12 protein-coding genes are annotated in these 16,432 nt (G+C 39.1%); 4 read left to right on the forward strand and 8 right to left on the reverse strand.

Annotated features, from left to right (window positions below; all coding sequences use genetic code 11):
• The first annotated feature begins 93 nt into the window (after positions 1-93).
• Both ABIS04_RS05590 and rlmM read left to right on the forward strand, forming a co-directional pair.
• A complete protein-coding gene (locus ABIS04_RS05590) occupies positions 94-474 on the forward strand; it encodes a DUF423 domain-containing protein (RefSeq protein ID WP_140233707.1) in 381 nt (126 codons plus the stop codon).
• Positions 475-570: 96 nt separating this feature from the next.
• A complete protein-coding gene (gene rlmM / locus ABIS04_RS05595) occupies positions 571-1,659 on the forward strand; it encodes a 23S rRNA (cytidine(2498)-2'-O)-methyltransferase RlmM (protein ID WP_140233708.1) in 1,089 nt (362 codons plus the stop codon).
• A gap of 96 nt (positions 1,660-1,755) precedes the next feature.
• Here rlmM and ABIS04_RS05600 read toward each other — a convergent pair whose 3' ends face one another.
• The gene (locus tag ABIS04_RS05600; RefSeq protein WP_137221925.1) at positions 1,756-2,766 is read right to left on the reverse strand and encodes an isocitrate dehydrogenase; all 1,011 of its coding nucleotides are present in this window, start codon (positions 2,764-2,766) and stop codon (positions 1,756-1,758) included.
• Positions 2,767-3,179: 413 nt separating this feature from the next.
• Here ABIS04_RS05600 and ABIS04_RS05605 point away from each other — a divergent pair, with 413 nt between their 5' ends.
• Entirely contained in the window at positions 3,180-6,041 is a 2,862-nt protein-coding gene (locus ABIS04_RS05605) for a prolyl oligopeptidase family serine peptidase (RefSeq protein ID WP_350432855.1), read from the forward strand.
• Positions 6,042-6,145: 104 nt separating this feature from the next.
• Here ABIS04_RS05605 and ABIS04_RS05610 read toward each other — a convergent pair whose 3' ends face one another.
• From ABIS04_RS05610 to ABIS04_RS05630, 5 genes are all read right to left on the reverse strand, one after another.
• Positions 6,146-6,544 carry a DUF3192 domain-containing protein gene (locus ABIS04_RS05610; RefSeq protein ID WP_137221921.1) on the reverse strand — a complete coding sequence of 133 codons (399 nt, stop codon included), beginning with the start codon at positions 6,542-6,544 and terminating at the stop codon, positions 6,146-6,148.
• A gap of 42 nt (positions 6,545-6,586) precedes the next feature.
• A complete protein-coding gene (xni, locus tag ABIS04_RS05615; protein ID WP_350432856.1) occupies positions 6,587-7,354 on the reverse strand; it encodes a flap endonuclease Xni in 768 nt (255 codons plus the stop codon).
• Complete coding sequence (ppnN, locus tag ABIS04_RS05620) at positions 7,347-8,711, reverse strand: nucleotide 5'-monophosphate nucleosidase PpnN (RefSeq protein ID WP_137221918.1); 1,365 nt, start codon at positions 8,709-8,711, stop codon at positions 7,347-7,349. The genes xni and ppnN overlap by 8 nt, the downstream gene beginning before the upstream one ends.
• 63 nt (positions 8,712-8,774) lie before the next feature.
• Positions 8,775-10,331 carry a GGDEF domain-containing protein gene (locus ABIS04_RS05625; RefSeq protein WP_350432857.1) on the reverse strand — a complete coding sequence of 519 codons (1,557 nt, stop codon included), beginning with the start codon at positions 10,329-10,331 and terminating at the stop codon, positions 8,775-8,777.
• A 202-nt stretch (positions 10,332-10,533) separates the two neighbouring features.
• The gene (locus tag ABIS04_RS05630; protein WP_350432858.1) at positions 10,534-12,543 is read right to left on the reverse strand and encodes a tetratricopeptide repeat protein; all 2,010 of its coding nucleotides are present in this window, start codon (positions 12,541-12,543) and stop codon (positions 10,534-10,536) included.
• 373 nt (positions 12,544-12,916) lie between these two features.
• Between ABIS04_RS05630 and ABIS04_RS05635 the strand changes: the two genes are divergently transcribed.
• A complete protein-coding gene (locus tag ABIS04_RS05635) occupies positions 12,917-14,743 on the forward strand; it encodes a PDZ domain-containing protein (RefSeq protein WP_350432859.1) in 1,827 nt (608 codons plus the stop codon).
• Between the two features lie 85 nt (positions 14,744-14,828).
• Here ABIS04_RS05635 and ABIS04_RS05640 read toward each other — a convergent pair whose 3' ends face one another.
• Positions 14,829-15,386 (reverse strand): glutathione S-transferase family protein, encoded by a 558-nt coding sequence (locus tag ABIS04_RS05640; RefSeq protein WP_350432860.1) that lies wholly within the window; start codon positions 15,384-15,386, stop codon positions 14,829-14,831.
• Positions 15,387-15,403: 17 nt separating this feature from the next.
• Positions 15,404-16,315, reverse strand: coding sequence for a recombination-associated protein RdgC (gene rdgC, locus ABIS04_RS05645; RefSeq protein ID WP_137221908.1), 912 nt, complete (start codon positions 16,313-16,315; stop codon positions 15,404-15,406).
• Between the last annotated feature and the right edge of the window lie 117 nt (positions 16,316-16,432).

Here is a 16,432-nt window from a genome sequence, read left to right on the forward strand (position 1 = left end):
TATCAATATCAAAGCTCGTGCCTCAAGTCACAAAAATGGGTTCACATCATTATTAAAATGCGTCGAGTATCAGTATGAAGAAGGTTAAGTAAGATGAAAAAAGGCTTGTTATTAATTGCTGCGTTGAGTGGTTTTATGGCGGTAGCGCTTGGTGCCTTTGCTGCCCACGGACTTAAATCTATTGCGCCACCAGAGCTGGTTAGTATTTTTAAACTAGGGGTCGATTATCAGTTTTATCATACATTTGGACTGATTACGTTGGCATTTTCTGCACATTGGATCCCGTCAAAACTGATTAACTGGGCTGCTTATAGCTTCATTGCTGGGATAATATTGTTTTCTGGTTCGTTATATCTTTATGCCTTTACGGGGGCTAAATGGATTGGTCCAATTACACCAATAGGCGGCTTATGTTTCTTAGTGGGGTGGTTATTATTTGCGGCAGCTATTTGGCATGCAAAATCAGCAGAATAATGGCTTGGCTAAATTCTCCCACCGTGAGTGTTTTTGGGTATAATAGCGAGATTATTGTCTCGCTATTATGCGAATACCCTTAAGCTAAGGCTCCAAATGAAAAACCTATTCCTATTTTGTCGCTCAGGCTATGAAAAAGACTGTGCGGCAGAAATTCAACAACGTGCAGCTGAATTAAATGTCGATGGTTTTGTTAAAACCAATCTCAACGATGCTTATGTGATATTTCAATGTTTCGATGAAAATGGTGCCGATACGTTAGTTAAGGAATTGGAACTGAGTTCATTGATTTTTGCTCGCCAAATGTTTGCTGCAGGTGAGTTGCTGAGTGATTTGCCAGAGAAAGACCGTGTTGGTCCTATCGTTGCCTCATTAGCTAAAATGTCAAAGTGTGGTGAGTTGCGCGTTGAAACACCAGACACCAATGAAGCTAAAGAATTATCTGCATTTTGCCGGAAGTTGACTGTACCGCTTCGCCAAGGGCTAAAAAAGAGTGGTGCGCTGCTTAATGCTGAAAATCCGCGTCGACCGATTATTCATGTGTGCTTTATTGGGCCGGGTAAAGCGTATGCCGGATATTCATTAAACCATAATAGCTCTCCTCATTTTATGGGGATCCCTCGTTTAAGAATGGCAGCCGATGCTCCTAGTCGCTCAAGCCTGAAACTCGATGAAGCCTTTGGTGCATTCTTAACTAAAGAAGAGCAAGAAACTCGCTGCCGTAGTGGTCTTAACGCGGTAGATTTAGGTGCTTGCCCTGGTGGTTGGACTTACCAATTAGTTCGCCGTGGGATGATGGTTGCAGCCATTGATAACGGCCCTATGGATCCAAAATTGATGGAAACGGGCCAAGTGAAGCATTTTCGTGCAGATGGTTTCCGTTTCGAACCACCACGTAAAAATATTTATTGGTTAGTGTGTGACATGGTTGAAAAGCCAGCTCGAGTTGCAGAATTGATGGAAGCATGGGCGATTAATGGTTGGTTTAAAGAAGCTATTTTTAACCTTAAATTACCGATGAAGAGCCGCTATAAAGAAGTCAGCACGATTTTACAAACCATGGCGACCATTTTAACTGAAAATGAAATTGATTTTAAAATGCAGTGTAAGCACCTTTATCACGATCGCGATGAAGTGACTGTACATTTATGGATTTTCCCTGAAAAGGGCGTTAGCTACGCATAAACCGTTATTGTGAAACTAAAGCTACATTAATAAAAAGCCCCTTATGCAATGCATGAGGGGCTTTTTTAGTTAATTGCTTATTTTAAAAAATAAGCATTATCCTAAACGGTCAAGTACCGCTTGCGTAAAGTCGGTTGTGCCGTGAGTGCCGCCTAAATCGCGGGTGGTACGGTCACCTTCTTCAATAACCGCTGCTACTGCACTGCGGATCATCTCAGCTTTATCTGACATGCCTAAGTATTCCAGCATTTGAATCGACGCTAAAATAACAGAAGTTGGATTGGCTAGATTTTTACCTGCAATATCGGGTGCACTGCCGTGTACGGCTTCAAAAATAGCCGCATCGCGACCAATGTTTGCGCCTGGTGCCATACCTAAACCGCCCACTAGACCTGCACATAAGTCAGATAAAATGTCACCAAATAGGTTAGTGGTCACAATCACATCAAAGTTTTCAGGGTTCATAACCAGTTTCATACACGTGGCATCAACGATCATTTCTTCTGTGGTGATATCTGGGTAACGTAAGCTTACTTCGCGAGCAACTTTCAAAAATAAACCCGAAGTTGATTTCATGATGTTAGCTTTGTGAACGATAGTCACTTTTTTGCGGTTTTCTTTACGGGCTAGCTCGTAAGCAAATGTGGTGATTTGTTCTGCGCCATGACGAGTAATAATACTGGTCGCTTCTGCTGTTTGGCCATCATCAGAGATTTTTTGACCTAAGCCTGAATACATACCTTCGGTATTTTCACGCACGGTAATAATATCGATGTTCTCATAGCGCGCTTGGGTTCCCTTAAATGAAATCACCGGGCGCACGTTAGCATATAATGCAAACTTTTTACGTAAGCTGACATTGATAGACGTAAAACCTTCACCGACAGGTGTAGTTAACGGACCTTTAAGCGTTATACGATTTTTTTCGATAAGGTCTAAAGTACGCTGGGGTATGAGTTCACCGTGCTTTTCTAACGCCGTTAACCCTGCATCTGCAAATTCATATTCAAAATCACATCCTGCTTTGTCGAGGATTTTTAATGCTGAATCGATAATGCTTGGTCCAATCCCATCACCTGGGATCACGGTTATTGTACGTTTTGACATGAATAGTCCTTCCACGGTTGTGGTTACTGCAATTGTTAGACCGCATACATAACACGGCCAAGTGACGATAGAAATCGTCGATTTCTGCGGCGTATTTTAACCACTTTTAACGTTTATTTACAGAAAATAGTGAGTATTATCACATTTTTTCCGTTATTTTTAAGTCAAATCTATTCCGATTGTTTTACTATGAGCCTTTGTTACAAGTTGTTTACTTGTAACATATCTTAAGGCTGAAAATTTATCGGCAGTTCAATATGCTATTGGCGAGCATTAGCTTATGCGGTGAGCATTTTTTATATAGACGACTTTGGTCGAGTGTAGTGTGTTAAGTCTACTGCTGGCACGTTAAGCTTATTATTACCTAGTTAAAATTACAGATAATCCATTACGGCAACCATTAGAGGAAAACTGTGAAATTATTCAATTTAATTCCATTGGCAATTTGCCTGTCATTTAGTGCCCATGCGGCTCCGGAACGTGCACTGTCTCTTGATGACATAATGCATTTTGAAACCTTACAACAGCCAGTTATTTCGGATAATGGCAAAGTGATTGCGGTACAGGCTACTCCAGATAGGGGAGATAGTCGTGCATTAATTCGTTTTAGTGATAATCGCAAGCAATATGAAATTATCAATGGCACCGATGTTAACGTCAGTGCTGATGGTAAATTTGTGTTGGCTACAATTGAAGCAACTTTATTTGATCGAGAAACCAAAAAGAAGGACGATTTACCTCATCAAATTGTGTTGCTCAATACCGAAAATGGAAAACAGCAACAATTTGACAAGGTCAATTCAGCTTCATTTAGCGATGACGGTCATTTTTTAGTCGTGAAGTTTGAAGCTAATAAACCAGAGCCTGCTGAGTCTGAGTTGGCAAATACTGAATCAAAAATTCCAGAACCAACTACTTCAGAGCCTATAGCGTTAAAGTCAACAGCTTCAGAAACGAAAAATACTAACAATGCAAAAGCTGATAGTGAGCCCCCAGAGATTGAAAAGGCTGATAAAGGCGCGGATATTCGCTTAATAAACCTAGCTACAGAACAGCAAACTCAGTTGTCTGATGTAACACGATTTGTTTTTGATAAAACAGGTAATTATTTTGTTGCTGCGGTTAATCAAGGCGAGAGTAAGCTGCACCAGGTTGTGTTAATCACGCTGGATAACCAAACACAGCACCAACTTTATACAAGTACAGATGAACATATTGAAGCATTAGCAATGAGTGACGATGGCCAATATGTTGCCGTGACAAAAGGCGCTGCGAGTGCTATACGCTATGGTCGTGAGTACAATATGTTACTTATAGATGTGCAGCAGAATAAACAACAACAATTTGCTCAGTCAGAAGGTTGGACATATAACCAATACTCAAGCCTGCAGTTTTCAAAAGATGGTCAGCGTTTATTTGTCGGTCGAGTGCCAAAAGTAGAACAACAAGCTGAACTTGCTGATTACCAAAAACCAAATGATGTCTTTAATCCAGAGATTATTACGGCGAAAAAGCAGTTACGCATTTGGCATGGCGATGACGCCAAAATTAAGCCTCAAGAAGTTAAAGAATATGAGCAAGAATTAAAACGCACATATTTAGCGGTTTTACACCTAGATTCAAATACGTTAGTTCAATTAGCCGATCAAATGGTGCCAGATGTCACTTACGGTGAACAAACTCGTTTTCTATTGGCTAGTTCAGATGTGCCATATCAAAAAATGATCACCTGGGCAGGTTTCTATCGTGATGTGTATTTGGTTGATGTAAGCAACGGTAATAAAATCCCTGTATTAACTCAGCAACCTAGTGGTGAAATGCCGACGCTATCGCCGCAGGCTAAATATTTAGCTTATTATCAGCAAGGTAATGTTTACCTTTATGATGTTGCTTCCCAGCGTAAGATTAATTTAACCGCGAATATTTCCACCCCCTTTGCTAATGAAGATCATGATTACCCAAGTGAAGCGCCTGGATACGGTTTTGGTCCTTGGTTAGCCGATGGGAGTGCAATAACGGTATATGATAAATACGATGTATGGCAGTTTAATAGTGCATCGAAGCAAGGTTTTATGCTGACTAACGGGGAGGGGCGAAAACAAAAAACTCAATTTAGAATAGTTGGTTTAGTCCAAGATAAGCCGTTACCCGCGGTAGTGAATAATGCTGAAACAGTGTTATTGCAAGGCTATAGTCATCTATCAAAAGCAGATGGTTTTTTCAGCGTCAAAATTGGTGTAGCAGGCGTGAACAGGTTAACCGAGAGTAACAGCAAATTAACCTTGCTTGCTCGAGCGGATAAAGCTGCGACTGTGGTGTTTTCAAAACAGCGCTATGATTTGTATCCAGACTTGTATATTGCGGATAATACTTCGCCACAGAAAGCTGTACAGCTTACAACCCTAGATAAACAACGTAAGCCATTTAAATGGGGCAATGCGGAATTAGTGCATTGGCGTGATGGTGATGGTATCAAAATGGATGGGGTACTCATTAAGCCCGCGAATTATCAAGCTGGCAAACAGTATCCAACTTTAGTGTATTTTTACCGCTTTATGAGCGATAGATTACATGCATTTCCTGATATGAAACTCAATCATAGGCCTAACTTTGCTTGGTACGCTGACAATGGTTACGCTATTTTTCTGCCTGATATCCGCTTTGAGATCGGTTATCCTGGCATTTCATCAGTAAAAGCATTGACCGCAGGTGTGCAAAAGCTGATAGAGATGGGCGTGAGCGATCCTAACGCAATTGGTATTCAAGGCCATTCTTGGGCAGGCTATCAAAGTGCTTATGCTGTGACACAAACTAATATCTTTAAAGCGATTGTTACGGGGGCTCCAGTGTCGAATATGACCAGTGCATACAGTGGTATTCGTCATGGATCGGGTTTAGCAAGGCAGTTTCAATATGAAACAGGCCAAAGCCGCATTGGCGAAAGTTTGTTTAAAGCCCCACAAAAGTATATTGAAAACTCGCCTATATTTTATGTTGATCGTATTCAAACCCCAATGATGATCATGTTTGGTGATAAAGATGATGCTGTACCTTGGGAGCAAGGTGTTGAGTTATATCTTGCGATGCGTCGTGCAGGTAAAGACGTGGTGTTTTTGCAATATGAAGATGAACCGCATCATTTGAAAAAGTACCCTAACAAGCTTGATTACAGTATTAAGATGAAACAATACTTTGACCATTATTTAAAAGGTGCGCCAGCCCCTGATTGGTTACGCCAAGGTGAAGCTTATCGGGAATATAAAAAAGCAGATTAAAGCTGATTGTTATTTTATAAGTACTAGTTTACATTGAATTTTCACGCCCTATACAGATATTGTTAGGGCGTTTTTATGTTGATGAGCATGATGTGGAAACCGATCTATTGCGGGGCTTGATTGGTTATTGGCACTGCAAAGTATTGTTCTTGTGTGTCTTGTCCCCATGCAATCAGTAGATTATCCCTAAATAATAATGGAGTGCATTCTTCTTTAGTCGTTTCTCCGTCAGATTTCATATGGTGAGTTCGGTAATACATTACTTGGTATTGGCCATCAATGCCGGTTTTGGCTTCGACAAAATCAGCACTGCCTAATAATGTTCGTATCTCATCAAGGTTTTGCCCAAAACTGATTTCACTCATTTTTTGCAAATTAAATGCTTGACGGTCATCCCAAGCCCGGTCTTCTGGCTGGGGTTCATATACAAAAATGACTACAGCAACAAACAGTAAATAAGCTGTGAATATTCCACCGATAATATAAGTCACTTTAGCGTTCATAATCTGGATAATCCGTTATGGTATTGATATCCTATTATTGCATTAGTTTATTATCGGTTTGGTTCTAAATTGTTTCAAATTAATATTTAGTGGAATATCGCATTGCAACTGCGCCAATTTATAGCTAATTCTTGCCATTTCTTTACCTTCTTCTAATTTAAGTGCTTGCTTGGCTCCTAGATTGTCTAAAGAACGATACAAATTGGCTAGTGTTCTAAATTTATTAAGTAAGTCTGCAGCAGACTTTGGCCCTATGCCAGTGATACCGGGGATTTTATTGCCGCTATCACCTGCGAGTGCAATAAAATCAAGCATTTGATATTGCTCTATCCCAAGTTTTTTTTCATATTGTTGAACATCAAAAACCTGTTGGTTAAAGTGATCCCACAAGGTAAGATTTTTACTCGGTAGTTGGCTAAACCCTTTATCCGTTGAAACTATGATCACCTCACCATCATTGCTGATCATTTTCATTGCGATGGTGGCGATAACATCATCAGCTTCAGATTGGGCATCGAATGAGTTGATGTCGTTTTCTGCCAGTGTGGCTTTAATGTTAACCAGACCATCACTTAATGCCGTTGGCATGGGTTTACGGCCTTTTTTATAATCGTTATACAATGTTTTACGCCAAGATGTTTCATTGCCATCCCAAACGATAATGCAATGAGTGGGTTGATGCTGCAACAGCATTTTTTTTGATGCCGCTAACGTACGTTCTTGCACGCTGGTAATATCATTTTCATCTGGTAGTACCGCATGAATACGGCGTACAAGGTTGAGTCCATCAATTATAAGTAATTTATTCATCTGTTTTTATTATGTTGTAGCAGGGCACATAAGCGCTTCCTGGCAGTTTCATTCGCTGTTGTTTAACAAAAGCAGTTAATAGCTTATCCATCATCAGCATGAGTTTAGCATCTCCTTTAATTTTAAAGGGACCAAACTCTTGGATCAACTTGATGGTATCGCCTTTTACGTTACCCGCGACAATACCTGAAAACGCTTTACGTAAGTTGGCGGCAAGTTCAGCTTTGTTGTCTTGAAAGTAGAGGTTTAAATTTGCCATCACTTCATGGGTTGGAGCAAAGGGTAATTGAAATTCGGGTTCAATTTTTAATGACCATTGATATTGGTAAGCATCACATTTTTGTTTACGATAAATTTTTACTTGTTCCATACCTTGTTTCATTATTTGTCCGACTTTGACGGGATCATTAATAATGATTTGATACTTACTTTGTGCTTCTGGGCCTAATGTTGCCCCAATAAATTCATCAATGACAGTAAAATATTCCACACTTTCTGCGGGGCCCGTTAACACCAGTGGAAAACAGGCATGACTATTGTCTTTATTTAATAAGATGCCAAGGAGATAAAGTAATTCTTCTGCTGTGCCAGCCCCTCCTGGGAAAATGACAATACCATGACCTAAACGGATAAACGCCTCTAGACGTTTTTCTATGTCAGGTAAAATGACTAATTCATTAACAATTTGATTTGGGGGTTCTGCGGCAATAATACTGGGTTCGGTTAAGCCAATATAACGGGCATTGTGTACCCGCTGTTTGGAATGCGCAATTGCAGCGCCTTTCATTGGCCCTTCCATTGCACCAGGGCCGCAACCGGTACAAATATCTAATTTACGTAAACCAAGTTGATACCCGACATCGCGAGTGTATTGATATTCAACCGCGTTGATACTGTGTCCTCCCCAGCAGACAATAACATTAGGGTCTTTCATGGGAGAAATGGCTTGGGCATTACGTAAAATATCAAATACAACATTGGTAATGTGAGTCGCATTACTTAAGTCTATGTGCTTTAAATTCTCATACTTGTTGCTGATGTAGATGATATCGCGGAGTACTGCGAATAAATGCTCTTGAATGCCAGCGATAATTTCACCATCAACGAAAGCTTGCGTAGGAGGATTGATCAGCTCTATCTGAATACCTCTTTCGTGTTGTAATATATTAATACTAAATGATTTATAGCGACTAAAGAGTGCTTCAGAACTGTCACTAACAAGACCTGAAGCTAATACCGCAAGTGAACAATTTCGATATAATTGATAAAGATCGCTTTTAGCCCCTTGTTTTAGTCGTTCAACCTCTAATTGTGACAGTTGATCTAGACTACCGCGTGGACTAATTTTTATGCTCATAAGCCATTCCTTTGGACGCGAGTGAGTGATACCTGAGTCCAAAGAAAACGATCTTGGGATGGACTATATATCAATAACGACTCGGTCTCTGCCATTGTTTTTTGCCTGATATAATGCTGCATCAGCTCTTTCAAAAGCATCTTCAAGTGATTCATTTTCCATTACTTGTGCAGCACCTATAGATAATGTAACTGTAATTCTCTGATTTTTAAATTTAAATGGAATATTTTTGATTTTCTCTCTCACGCGGTTCAATAATATTGAGATATGATCATTGTTAATGTCTGGCAACAATAATACAAACTCTTCACCACCATAACGAGCCACAAACTCACTATCGCGTAATGAATTTTTTAGAGCCATTGCAATGACTTGTAAAGTCTTATCTCCAGTACTGTGACCAAAGTTATCATTAATAATTTTGAAGTGATCAATGTCTGTTATCGCAATCCATAACGGTGTTTTATAGCGAATGTGGTTTCGATATGCTTGTTCCATTCGGTCTTCTAACGCAGTACGATTTGCCAATTGAGTCAGTGGGTCAAGCAGGTTGAGCTTTTGATGTTCAAACAATTTTTCTTTGTAATTACTCGCTTCTTGACTCATAGCGTTGAGCTCTTTACGCATTGACTCAATCGATTTACGCAAGATGGTTTGTTCGCGTTGCTCTAGTGCCTCTTTACGAGAAAGAGCATCTCGAATTGAAGACAATTGCACCGTTAGCTGAGTTTTTAATTCGTTAAGGTTATCCGCACCTGTCACTAATTCACCTGTACTATTAACCCGTAAATTAATCTCTTGGTTTAATTGCCCTTTAAGCTGTTCATTTCGTTGGCTGTTATTATGGACATTATTGACTACATCATGAACAATAAGCAGGGCGTCATTAAGGGAAAATAAAAAATCTTGCGAAGCCGTTTTCTCGCGTGCAATGTTATCTAGCAGTAAACTGAGTATTGTTTGGTAAGAGTCCAACAAGTGACTTAAACTAATATCACCGAGTAAGACTTCTTTAATGACTAGAATTTGGTCGCGTTGATCTTTTCTAAATTCGATCTCAGAAATTTTAGCTGCTAGTTCTTTGGCTAACAGAATGTGTTGAGGCAAAATTTTATAGTTGTCGGCATCTGAAAATTGGTGTTTTAAAATTTCTTCGTAGAAAAAAATAAGTTTTTCAACTTTGGGGATATATTCCCATACGGTATGAAAAGGTTTATTTAGCTCTTGTTTAAAATAGGTTATTTCTTTTTTTAGTTTGTCTGGTGCAGCATCAATACGCTGGATCTGACGAATGACTCGATTGAGTCCATTACGGCTATCTTCTAGACGAGACATGGTATGACTATATTGAGATTTCAATAACCTTTCAATATCGACTAATTCTGGCAAGGCTTCATCAATTTGCTCAAAGTTGTGCATATGATGGCGTAATTTAGCCAACTTATTATCGAGCTCGATATTTTGCCCCTTACATGCGAGGCTGAGATGTGTAATAAACTGAATTAATACCTTCAATTTTTCATTGCGGTCAGTATTAATTTCTTCGAGTGCAAGCTTTGCTGCATTGAGCTTTTGCTTCATCAACGAAATTTGAGTTATCGTTGTATTTGACTCTTTCATTTTGCAGCGCCTACTCTAATTTGTCAGCTAAAAAGGTATCGATTGTCATCATTAGTATATTAATTCGACACCAATGTTAATGCATATTAATTAACATATCATGTTGTATCATTGTAGTGATGTTATCTCAAAAATGTTGTGCAGCAAATCCAATTAACTTACAAAACAATATAATTAATTAAAATGCGAGTTTATTAAGCAATTAATGTTTTGGCCATTCAAAATCTTGCATGTCATGATTGCTTTCTGCACGAATTATACCTCGGTTAAGTGCTTGAGTAAGGTTTAAAAACAGTGGAGGCATAAAAATAGCCGCTGGGGCAAAATTAAGTGGTCGTAATGAAACATAAGCGGGTTGCTCTGTTATTTTCATTGCAGCGGCAAGTGCATACTGCAATGTTTCGAATTGTAATGTAGCACTAATTTTCACATCAGGATTATCGAGTAATGGTAAACTAATGTGACCAATACTGACGTGCTGACCAGCGGATTGATGTATAAAGTTGGGGATAGTAAATTGGGTCAATTTTAATTGTTCTATGCAGGTTATTACCGCTTTTAAGATTGCATCAGCTTCATATTGTTTATCGAAATAACAGGCAATTAAGCCTGAACGTATAATGAATGCTTCGGTGTCTAATTGTTGACTAAACTGAGTGATAAACTGCTGCATTAGTGTTACTGATTCAGTAAGCCCAAGTTGAATATCAATATTATTTAATTCATTGATATTAACAAGTGCCAATGTTTTAGGTTCAATATGCCTTATATTGTCTATTCGTTGAATAAAAGCTCTGTATCCTTGGATTTGTGTTATGGGATCAATGGAGTTTAAATATTGACTATTAAGATATAATTCGTTTTTTTGTTGTAGTTTTTTATAAATGAAAATTAATAATGTAATTACAATGCTGAAACTAATTATTAACACTAAGATGATAAATTGATTATATTGATTTTTAGTTGTTTGTTTTACGAGTTTTTCTTGTAACAAACCCAATTCAAATTTGAGTTTTTGTTCAGTAAGTTCAGCATAATCATTAGTTGGTTGCGCTTTTTCTTGAGATTTATTGGTCAGTTGAATAATGCTATCAGTGGTTTCTATTGCGGCATTAAGGTCGTTAGTTTTACGGTATGCTATAGATAAATAACTCAGAGCTTCAATTTGTACTTCAATTAAGTTTTTCTTTTTAGCCAATTCAATTGCTTTATTGGCGTGGTCAATGGCTGAAAGCCACATGCCTTGATTAGTGTCGATTTGGGCAAATAATAATTCATTATGCACTAAATAATGGTTTACCTTGCGTTCTCTAAAGATATTGTTTGCTTGTTGCAATGCCTTCAATGCCGCTTGGATATTATTTAATTTGAAATACGCTTCACCTAAATTGTGGAAAGTGATCCCCGTGGCTATTTCGTTACCACTACGCTCATTCACTTGTTGTGCATTTAAATAATAATCGACAGCTCGGTTCCATTTATCTTGTCCTGCGTAAATCATTGCAATGACAGTCAATGTGTCAGACAAGTATGCATCCTGACCTAAATCTTGAAGTATTTCTGCAGCATTATGAGCATATTTTAGTGCATCATCCCATTGTTCTAAATCACGGTATGTGCGGGCTAAATTGAGTTGTGTGTGTGCTTTAATACTTGGGTAATCTAGGTTGCTGGCGAGACGAAACGCTTCACTATAATGCTGTAATGATTTTGCTTGATCACCATTCAGATTGTAATAACGGCCTAATTCAGTCTCCGCATCTGATATAAAGTAATCATTGCGAAGTTGATAAGCGATTTCACGGTAACGATTTAAATGAGATAACGCAGGTGTAGGTTGAAGCAACATTGAGTGTAACATGCTCAATTGCTCATGTAGCGAAGATTTGAAAAGGGTACTTTCTAAGCTAACATCTGTGTTAACCATATTTAACGCATTGTTATATTGGACTATCACCTGATTATATTCTTGGTTTTGTCGTCCCTTAATCCGTGCTTTAAGCATTATTACGATGGCTTGCTCAAGGGGGGTAGATGCGATGGCATCTAGTTGATTGATGAGTATTTCAGCATCTTGATATTTAGTCGATGATTTAAGTTTTGCCTCTAAATTCAACCGGGCCAATAGTTCTAAATCTCGATGGAGTTCATCTGGTTGGTAACTTAATTCTTCAGCAGCTTGTGTAAACTCTGCGTTATTTGAAAACTTCAACGGAAACTCGGTGGCCCTAACTAACTTTGTATAAAGTTTTTGTGGGTTCTCTTTGAGCAATATCTCTTGTTGTTCAATGTCTCGTGCAGATACCACTGAACTGAATAGTATTGAGTAACATATGAATAGTATTGAACAACATTTGACTAGAGGAAAACATCGCAGCATAGCAAGAGATACCTTTATCGTTTTAGTTAGCATAAACCACATTGTAGACTTCATTAAGATAAGTCCATTTACTGTGGTTTGATGTCGTCATTTCAGTGTATTGACTGCCACGTTGTAAATTACCACTGTGTTAATGTGCCTAGATCGTTATAATTGTTCAGAATTTAAAACAAAAACTATAGAATCATACCAGAAGGAACCTAGAGTGAAACCTACTTCTCTTGTAATTTTAACCACTACTGCCATTTTTTCGATGAGTTGGGTAATACCTGCACTGGCAGATGTTGATTACCATATCGATATTAATCAACCAGCGCATCATTTAGCTCAAGTGAGTGTTTCATTTCCTCAAACTGACTCAGACAAATTGACCGTTAATTTACCGGTATGGCGAACGGGTCGCTATCAAGTCTTACCCGTTGCAGATGGTGTAAGATTGTTTAATGCGACTGACAGTAAAGGACAGTCATTACCGTGGAAACGAACTGCAAGCGGTGAATGGCAAATAGCCTTAACCAAACCGACATCGGTTAAGGTGACTTATCAACTGCATGCCAATGAACTAGGCGACCGTTTGCGTCACATTGATAATAGCCATGCTTATTTAGATGCCAGTGGTGTATTTATGTATAGCCCGGCATTTCGTCAGCAACCCGTAACAATCAAAATGGCTGTGCCTGAAGGTTGGCAAAGTTATTCTGGTATGGATAAAGGCCCTAAATCACATTCATTTAGCGCCCCAAATTATGATGTGCTAGTTGATTCGCCGATTGAAACAGGGATCAGTGAGCATGTTAGCTTTGAGGCTGATGGCCGCGATTATGACGTGGTATTTTGGGGGGAAGGTAATTACGATACCCAAAAAATTGTCGCAGATTTAGCCAAAATAAGTGGCCAAGCATCTGCTATTTGGGATGGTTATCCCTTTAAACGTTATTTGTATATGGTTCATGCTACCAGTGGTGCTCGTGGTGCGACAGAGCATTTGAATTCGACTGTCATTCAAATTCCTCGATTTAATTTCCGTGAACGTGAAGACTATTTACGTTTTATTAGCACCGCATCTCATGAGTTTATTCATACTTGGAATGTAAAAGCGTACCGACCACAAGGGTTGGTGCCATATGATTACCAATCAGAAAACTTAACTGATCTGTTGTGGATGGCTGAAGGTTCTACTAGCTATTTTCAAAATCAGTTGTTGCTACGAGCTGAAGTTATCACGGCAAAAGAATTTTTTGATGATTTAAGTAAACGTATAGTGCTCAACCAACACAATCCAGGTCGAGAGGTCCAATCTATTGCAGAAGCCAGTTTAGGCCAATGGAGCAGTACTTGGGGAGATTATGCACTTAATCATAGTGTGAATATTTACTCTGAAGGTTATTTGGCATCAATGGCGCTTGATTTTAGTTTGTTGAATGATACACAGCTTGAACATTCATACCGAGATGTTCATAAGGCGCTTTATCAAGAGTACAAAATCCCAATGGGTTATAACGTTGCCGATGTGCAATCCATTTTGAAGCAACTATCAGGTAAGGATTATCAATCTTGGTGGCAAGAATTTGTCAATCAACCGTTCAGTCTACCGTTTGATGAGTTATTGGCGCACGCAGGCTTAACCACCACTTATGGTAAATCAGCTAAAACTGTTGTTGATGCTGGAATGACGTTATCAGGTCTGCATGATGATTTAATCCTTGCTACAGTGATTAAAAATGGACCTGCATGGAAAGCAGGGCTAACTGCCGGTGATGAGATTGTGGCTATTAATGGATTGAAGGTAACGGCGGACGGACTAACTAAACGCCTTAACGATTTTATTGTTGGCGATACCATCAAGCTAAGCATATTCAGTGATGATCGTTTAAAAGAGGTGAGTTTACGGCTGACTGAGCAGCCTAAAGGTGACTTAACTATTGCGCCTCTAGATAAGGCAACCGATGCCCAAAAAGCGTTTTATAAAGCGTGGTTAGGCGTTGATTGGCCATTTGATGATAAAGGTGAGTGGATTAGCACTGCTGACTAAATCAACTCGTGTCATTGTGCTCTGAGCACTGAGATGCCAGCATTGAAAAAAATGCCCTGATAACAGGGCATTTTTATGTCAAGTATTACGCTGGAGGAGCAGTTTCGATAAAAAATGGCTCTTTTTCTATTGCGGCTAAAAATAGTTTCAGTTTTGGATAATCTTTGATATCAATCCGTTGGCGGAAAACCGCCCAACTTAAATAACAACCCAAGCGCAATTGCACATCATTAAACGGTCCATGTAATGGGAGTGCTAATGCTTCAAACTCTGCTAATGTGGTGTTTATACGCTGGGCTTGTCTAATGGTGTAATCAAAACGCGCTATATCAACGCCATCACGAGACAAGAAAAACAAGTTAATTGAACTGTCTAACGCCGTATTGACCATGCAAAACTGATCAAGTTCTATCACAGTTTCAAGGAATGGTTTTGATGATTTATGGCGGATGTAGCACAAGATTGAACTAGAATCCGTTAACGATAACTCCTCATCTTGCAAAAAAGGTACCCGTTTTGTTGGGGATAATTTTGCGCTGCTTGCCTGATCGGTTTCAATAAATTGATAATCTAATGTAGATTCCAATAGGGCTATTCGGCAGTGCCGAACAAAAGGAGATGTGAAGCTACCGTATAGTTTCATAGTATGTCCTTGTTGAATTAGACGCTTTGTTCAAGAGGGCCAAATGCTTGATTTATGGCATTAATAAAGGCGACTAACTCGCTGCCCATTAAAGCAAAGTCGGCATCTAAACGCGCTAATGGATCTTCCGTTCCAACTTCATCATTGCCGGCTCTAAATTCTTCAGAAAATTTAAGACGCTTAATGCTGGCATCTGATTGCATTAAAAAAGCAATCGACTGGCCAAAATGCAATGCTAATTTGTGCACTTGTTTACCTGTTGCAATATGGGCAAGCACTTCATCTTCTTGAAGAACCTGTTGCTTAAAGCGAACGATACCGCCTTCATCCGAGTCTGACTTAAGTTCTGCTTCATCTTGCATTTCAAATGGTGCAGGTGCTTCGCCAGCTTGTAACCATTGAGTTAAAGTCGACTCAATTGGAGTTGCATAACTTAGCGGGATAACCGGTAAGCTGCCTAAAGCTTTACGAAGTAGCGCTAATAACTCTTCTGCTTTAGTCGCACTGGAGCTATCAACCAGAATCATCTCTAGTTCAGGCATAATGAGTGCGTGAGTTTGGCTACGACGAGAAAATGCACGCGGCAGTAAAGTCGTAGTGATTTCGTCTTTAATGGTGTCTTTTTCTTTTTTTGTGACTTTGCGGCTTTCTAACTCTTCAATTTCCGCCACTTTTTCATCTAAAGCTTCTTTGATCACTTGGCCAGGGAGAATTTTTTCTTCTTTAGTGACACAAATCAAATGACGATTTTCTGCGCTATGTACTAATGCTTGGCCTTTTTTACCTAGGGCATTTGAAAAACCAAATTTGCTGATATCTTGGCTTGAACAAGGCGAGAAAGTGAAATCGGCTAAGGCATTTTCTAATGTTTCTGTGTCGGTGGAGAAAGGTTTGTTGAAACGATATAAGGTGAGATTTTTAAACCACATAGAAGGCTCTCATTAATTAAGAAGAAAAACACAATATGCTAAGTCTACGGTATAGAAGCGAAGTGGTAAACCTCCAAAAAACGCTACTGGTTAAGCAAAATCCAATCACTCAAAGTG

The organism is Shewanella sp. H8, from assembly GCF_040285065.1.
GTDB lineage: Bacteria > Pseudomonadota > Gammaproteobacteria > Enterobacterales > Shewanellaceae > Shewanella > Shewanella polaris.

What these genes read in the sequence shown, in the direction of transcription:
- ABIS04_RS05590 (WP_140233707.1), top strand. Translation starts at nt 94, where the DNA reads ATGAAAAAAGGCTTGTTATTAATTGCTGCGTTGAGTGGTTTTATGGCG.
- rlmM (WP_140233708.1), top strand. Translation starts at nt 571, where the DNA reads ATGAAAAACCTATTCCTATTTTGTCGCTCAGGCTATGAAAAAGACTGT.
- ABIS04_RS05600 (WP_137221925.1), bottom strand. Translation starts at nt 2,766, where the DNA reads ATGTCAAAACGTACAATAACCGTGATCCCAGGTGATGGGATTGGACCA.
- ABIS04_RS05610 (WP_137221921.1), bottom strand. Translation starts at nt 6,544, where the DNA reads ATGAACGCTAAAGTGACTTATATTATCGGTGGAATATTCACAGCTTAT.
- xni (WP_350432856.1), bottom strand. Translation starts at nt 7,354, where the DNA reads ATGAATAAATTACTTATAATTGATGGACTCAACCTTGTACGCCGTATT.
- ppnN (WP_137221918.1), bottom strand. Translation starts at nt 8,711, where the DNA reads ATGAGCATAAAAATTAGTCCACGCGGTAGTCTAGATCAACTGTCACAA.
- ABIS04_RS05625 (WP_350432857.1), bottom strand. Translation starts at nt 10,331, where the DNA reads ATGAAAGAGTCAAATACAACGATAACTCAAATTTCGTTGATGAAGCAA.
- ABIS04_RS05640 (WP_350432860.1), bottom strand. Translation starts at nt 15,386, where the DNA reads ATGAAACTATACGGTAGCTTCACATCTCCTTTTGTTCGGCACTGCCGA.
- rdgC (WP_137221908.1), bottom strand. Translation starts at nt 16,315, where the DNA reads ATGTGGTTTAAAAATCTCACCTTATATCGTTTCAACAAACCTTTCTCC.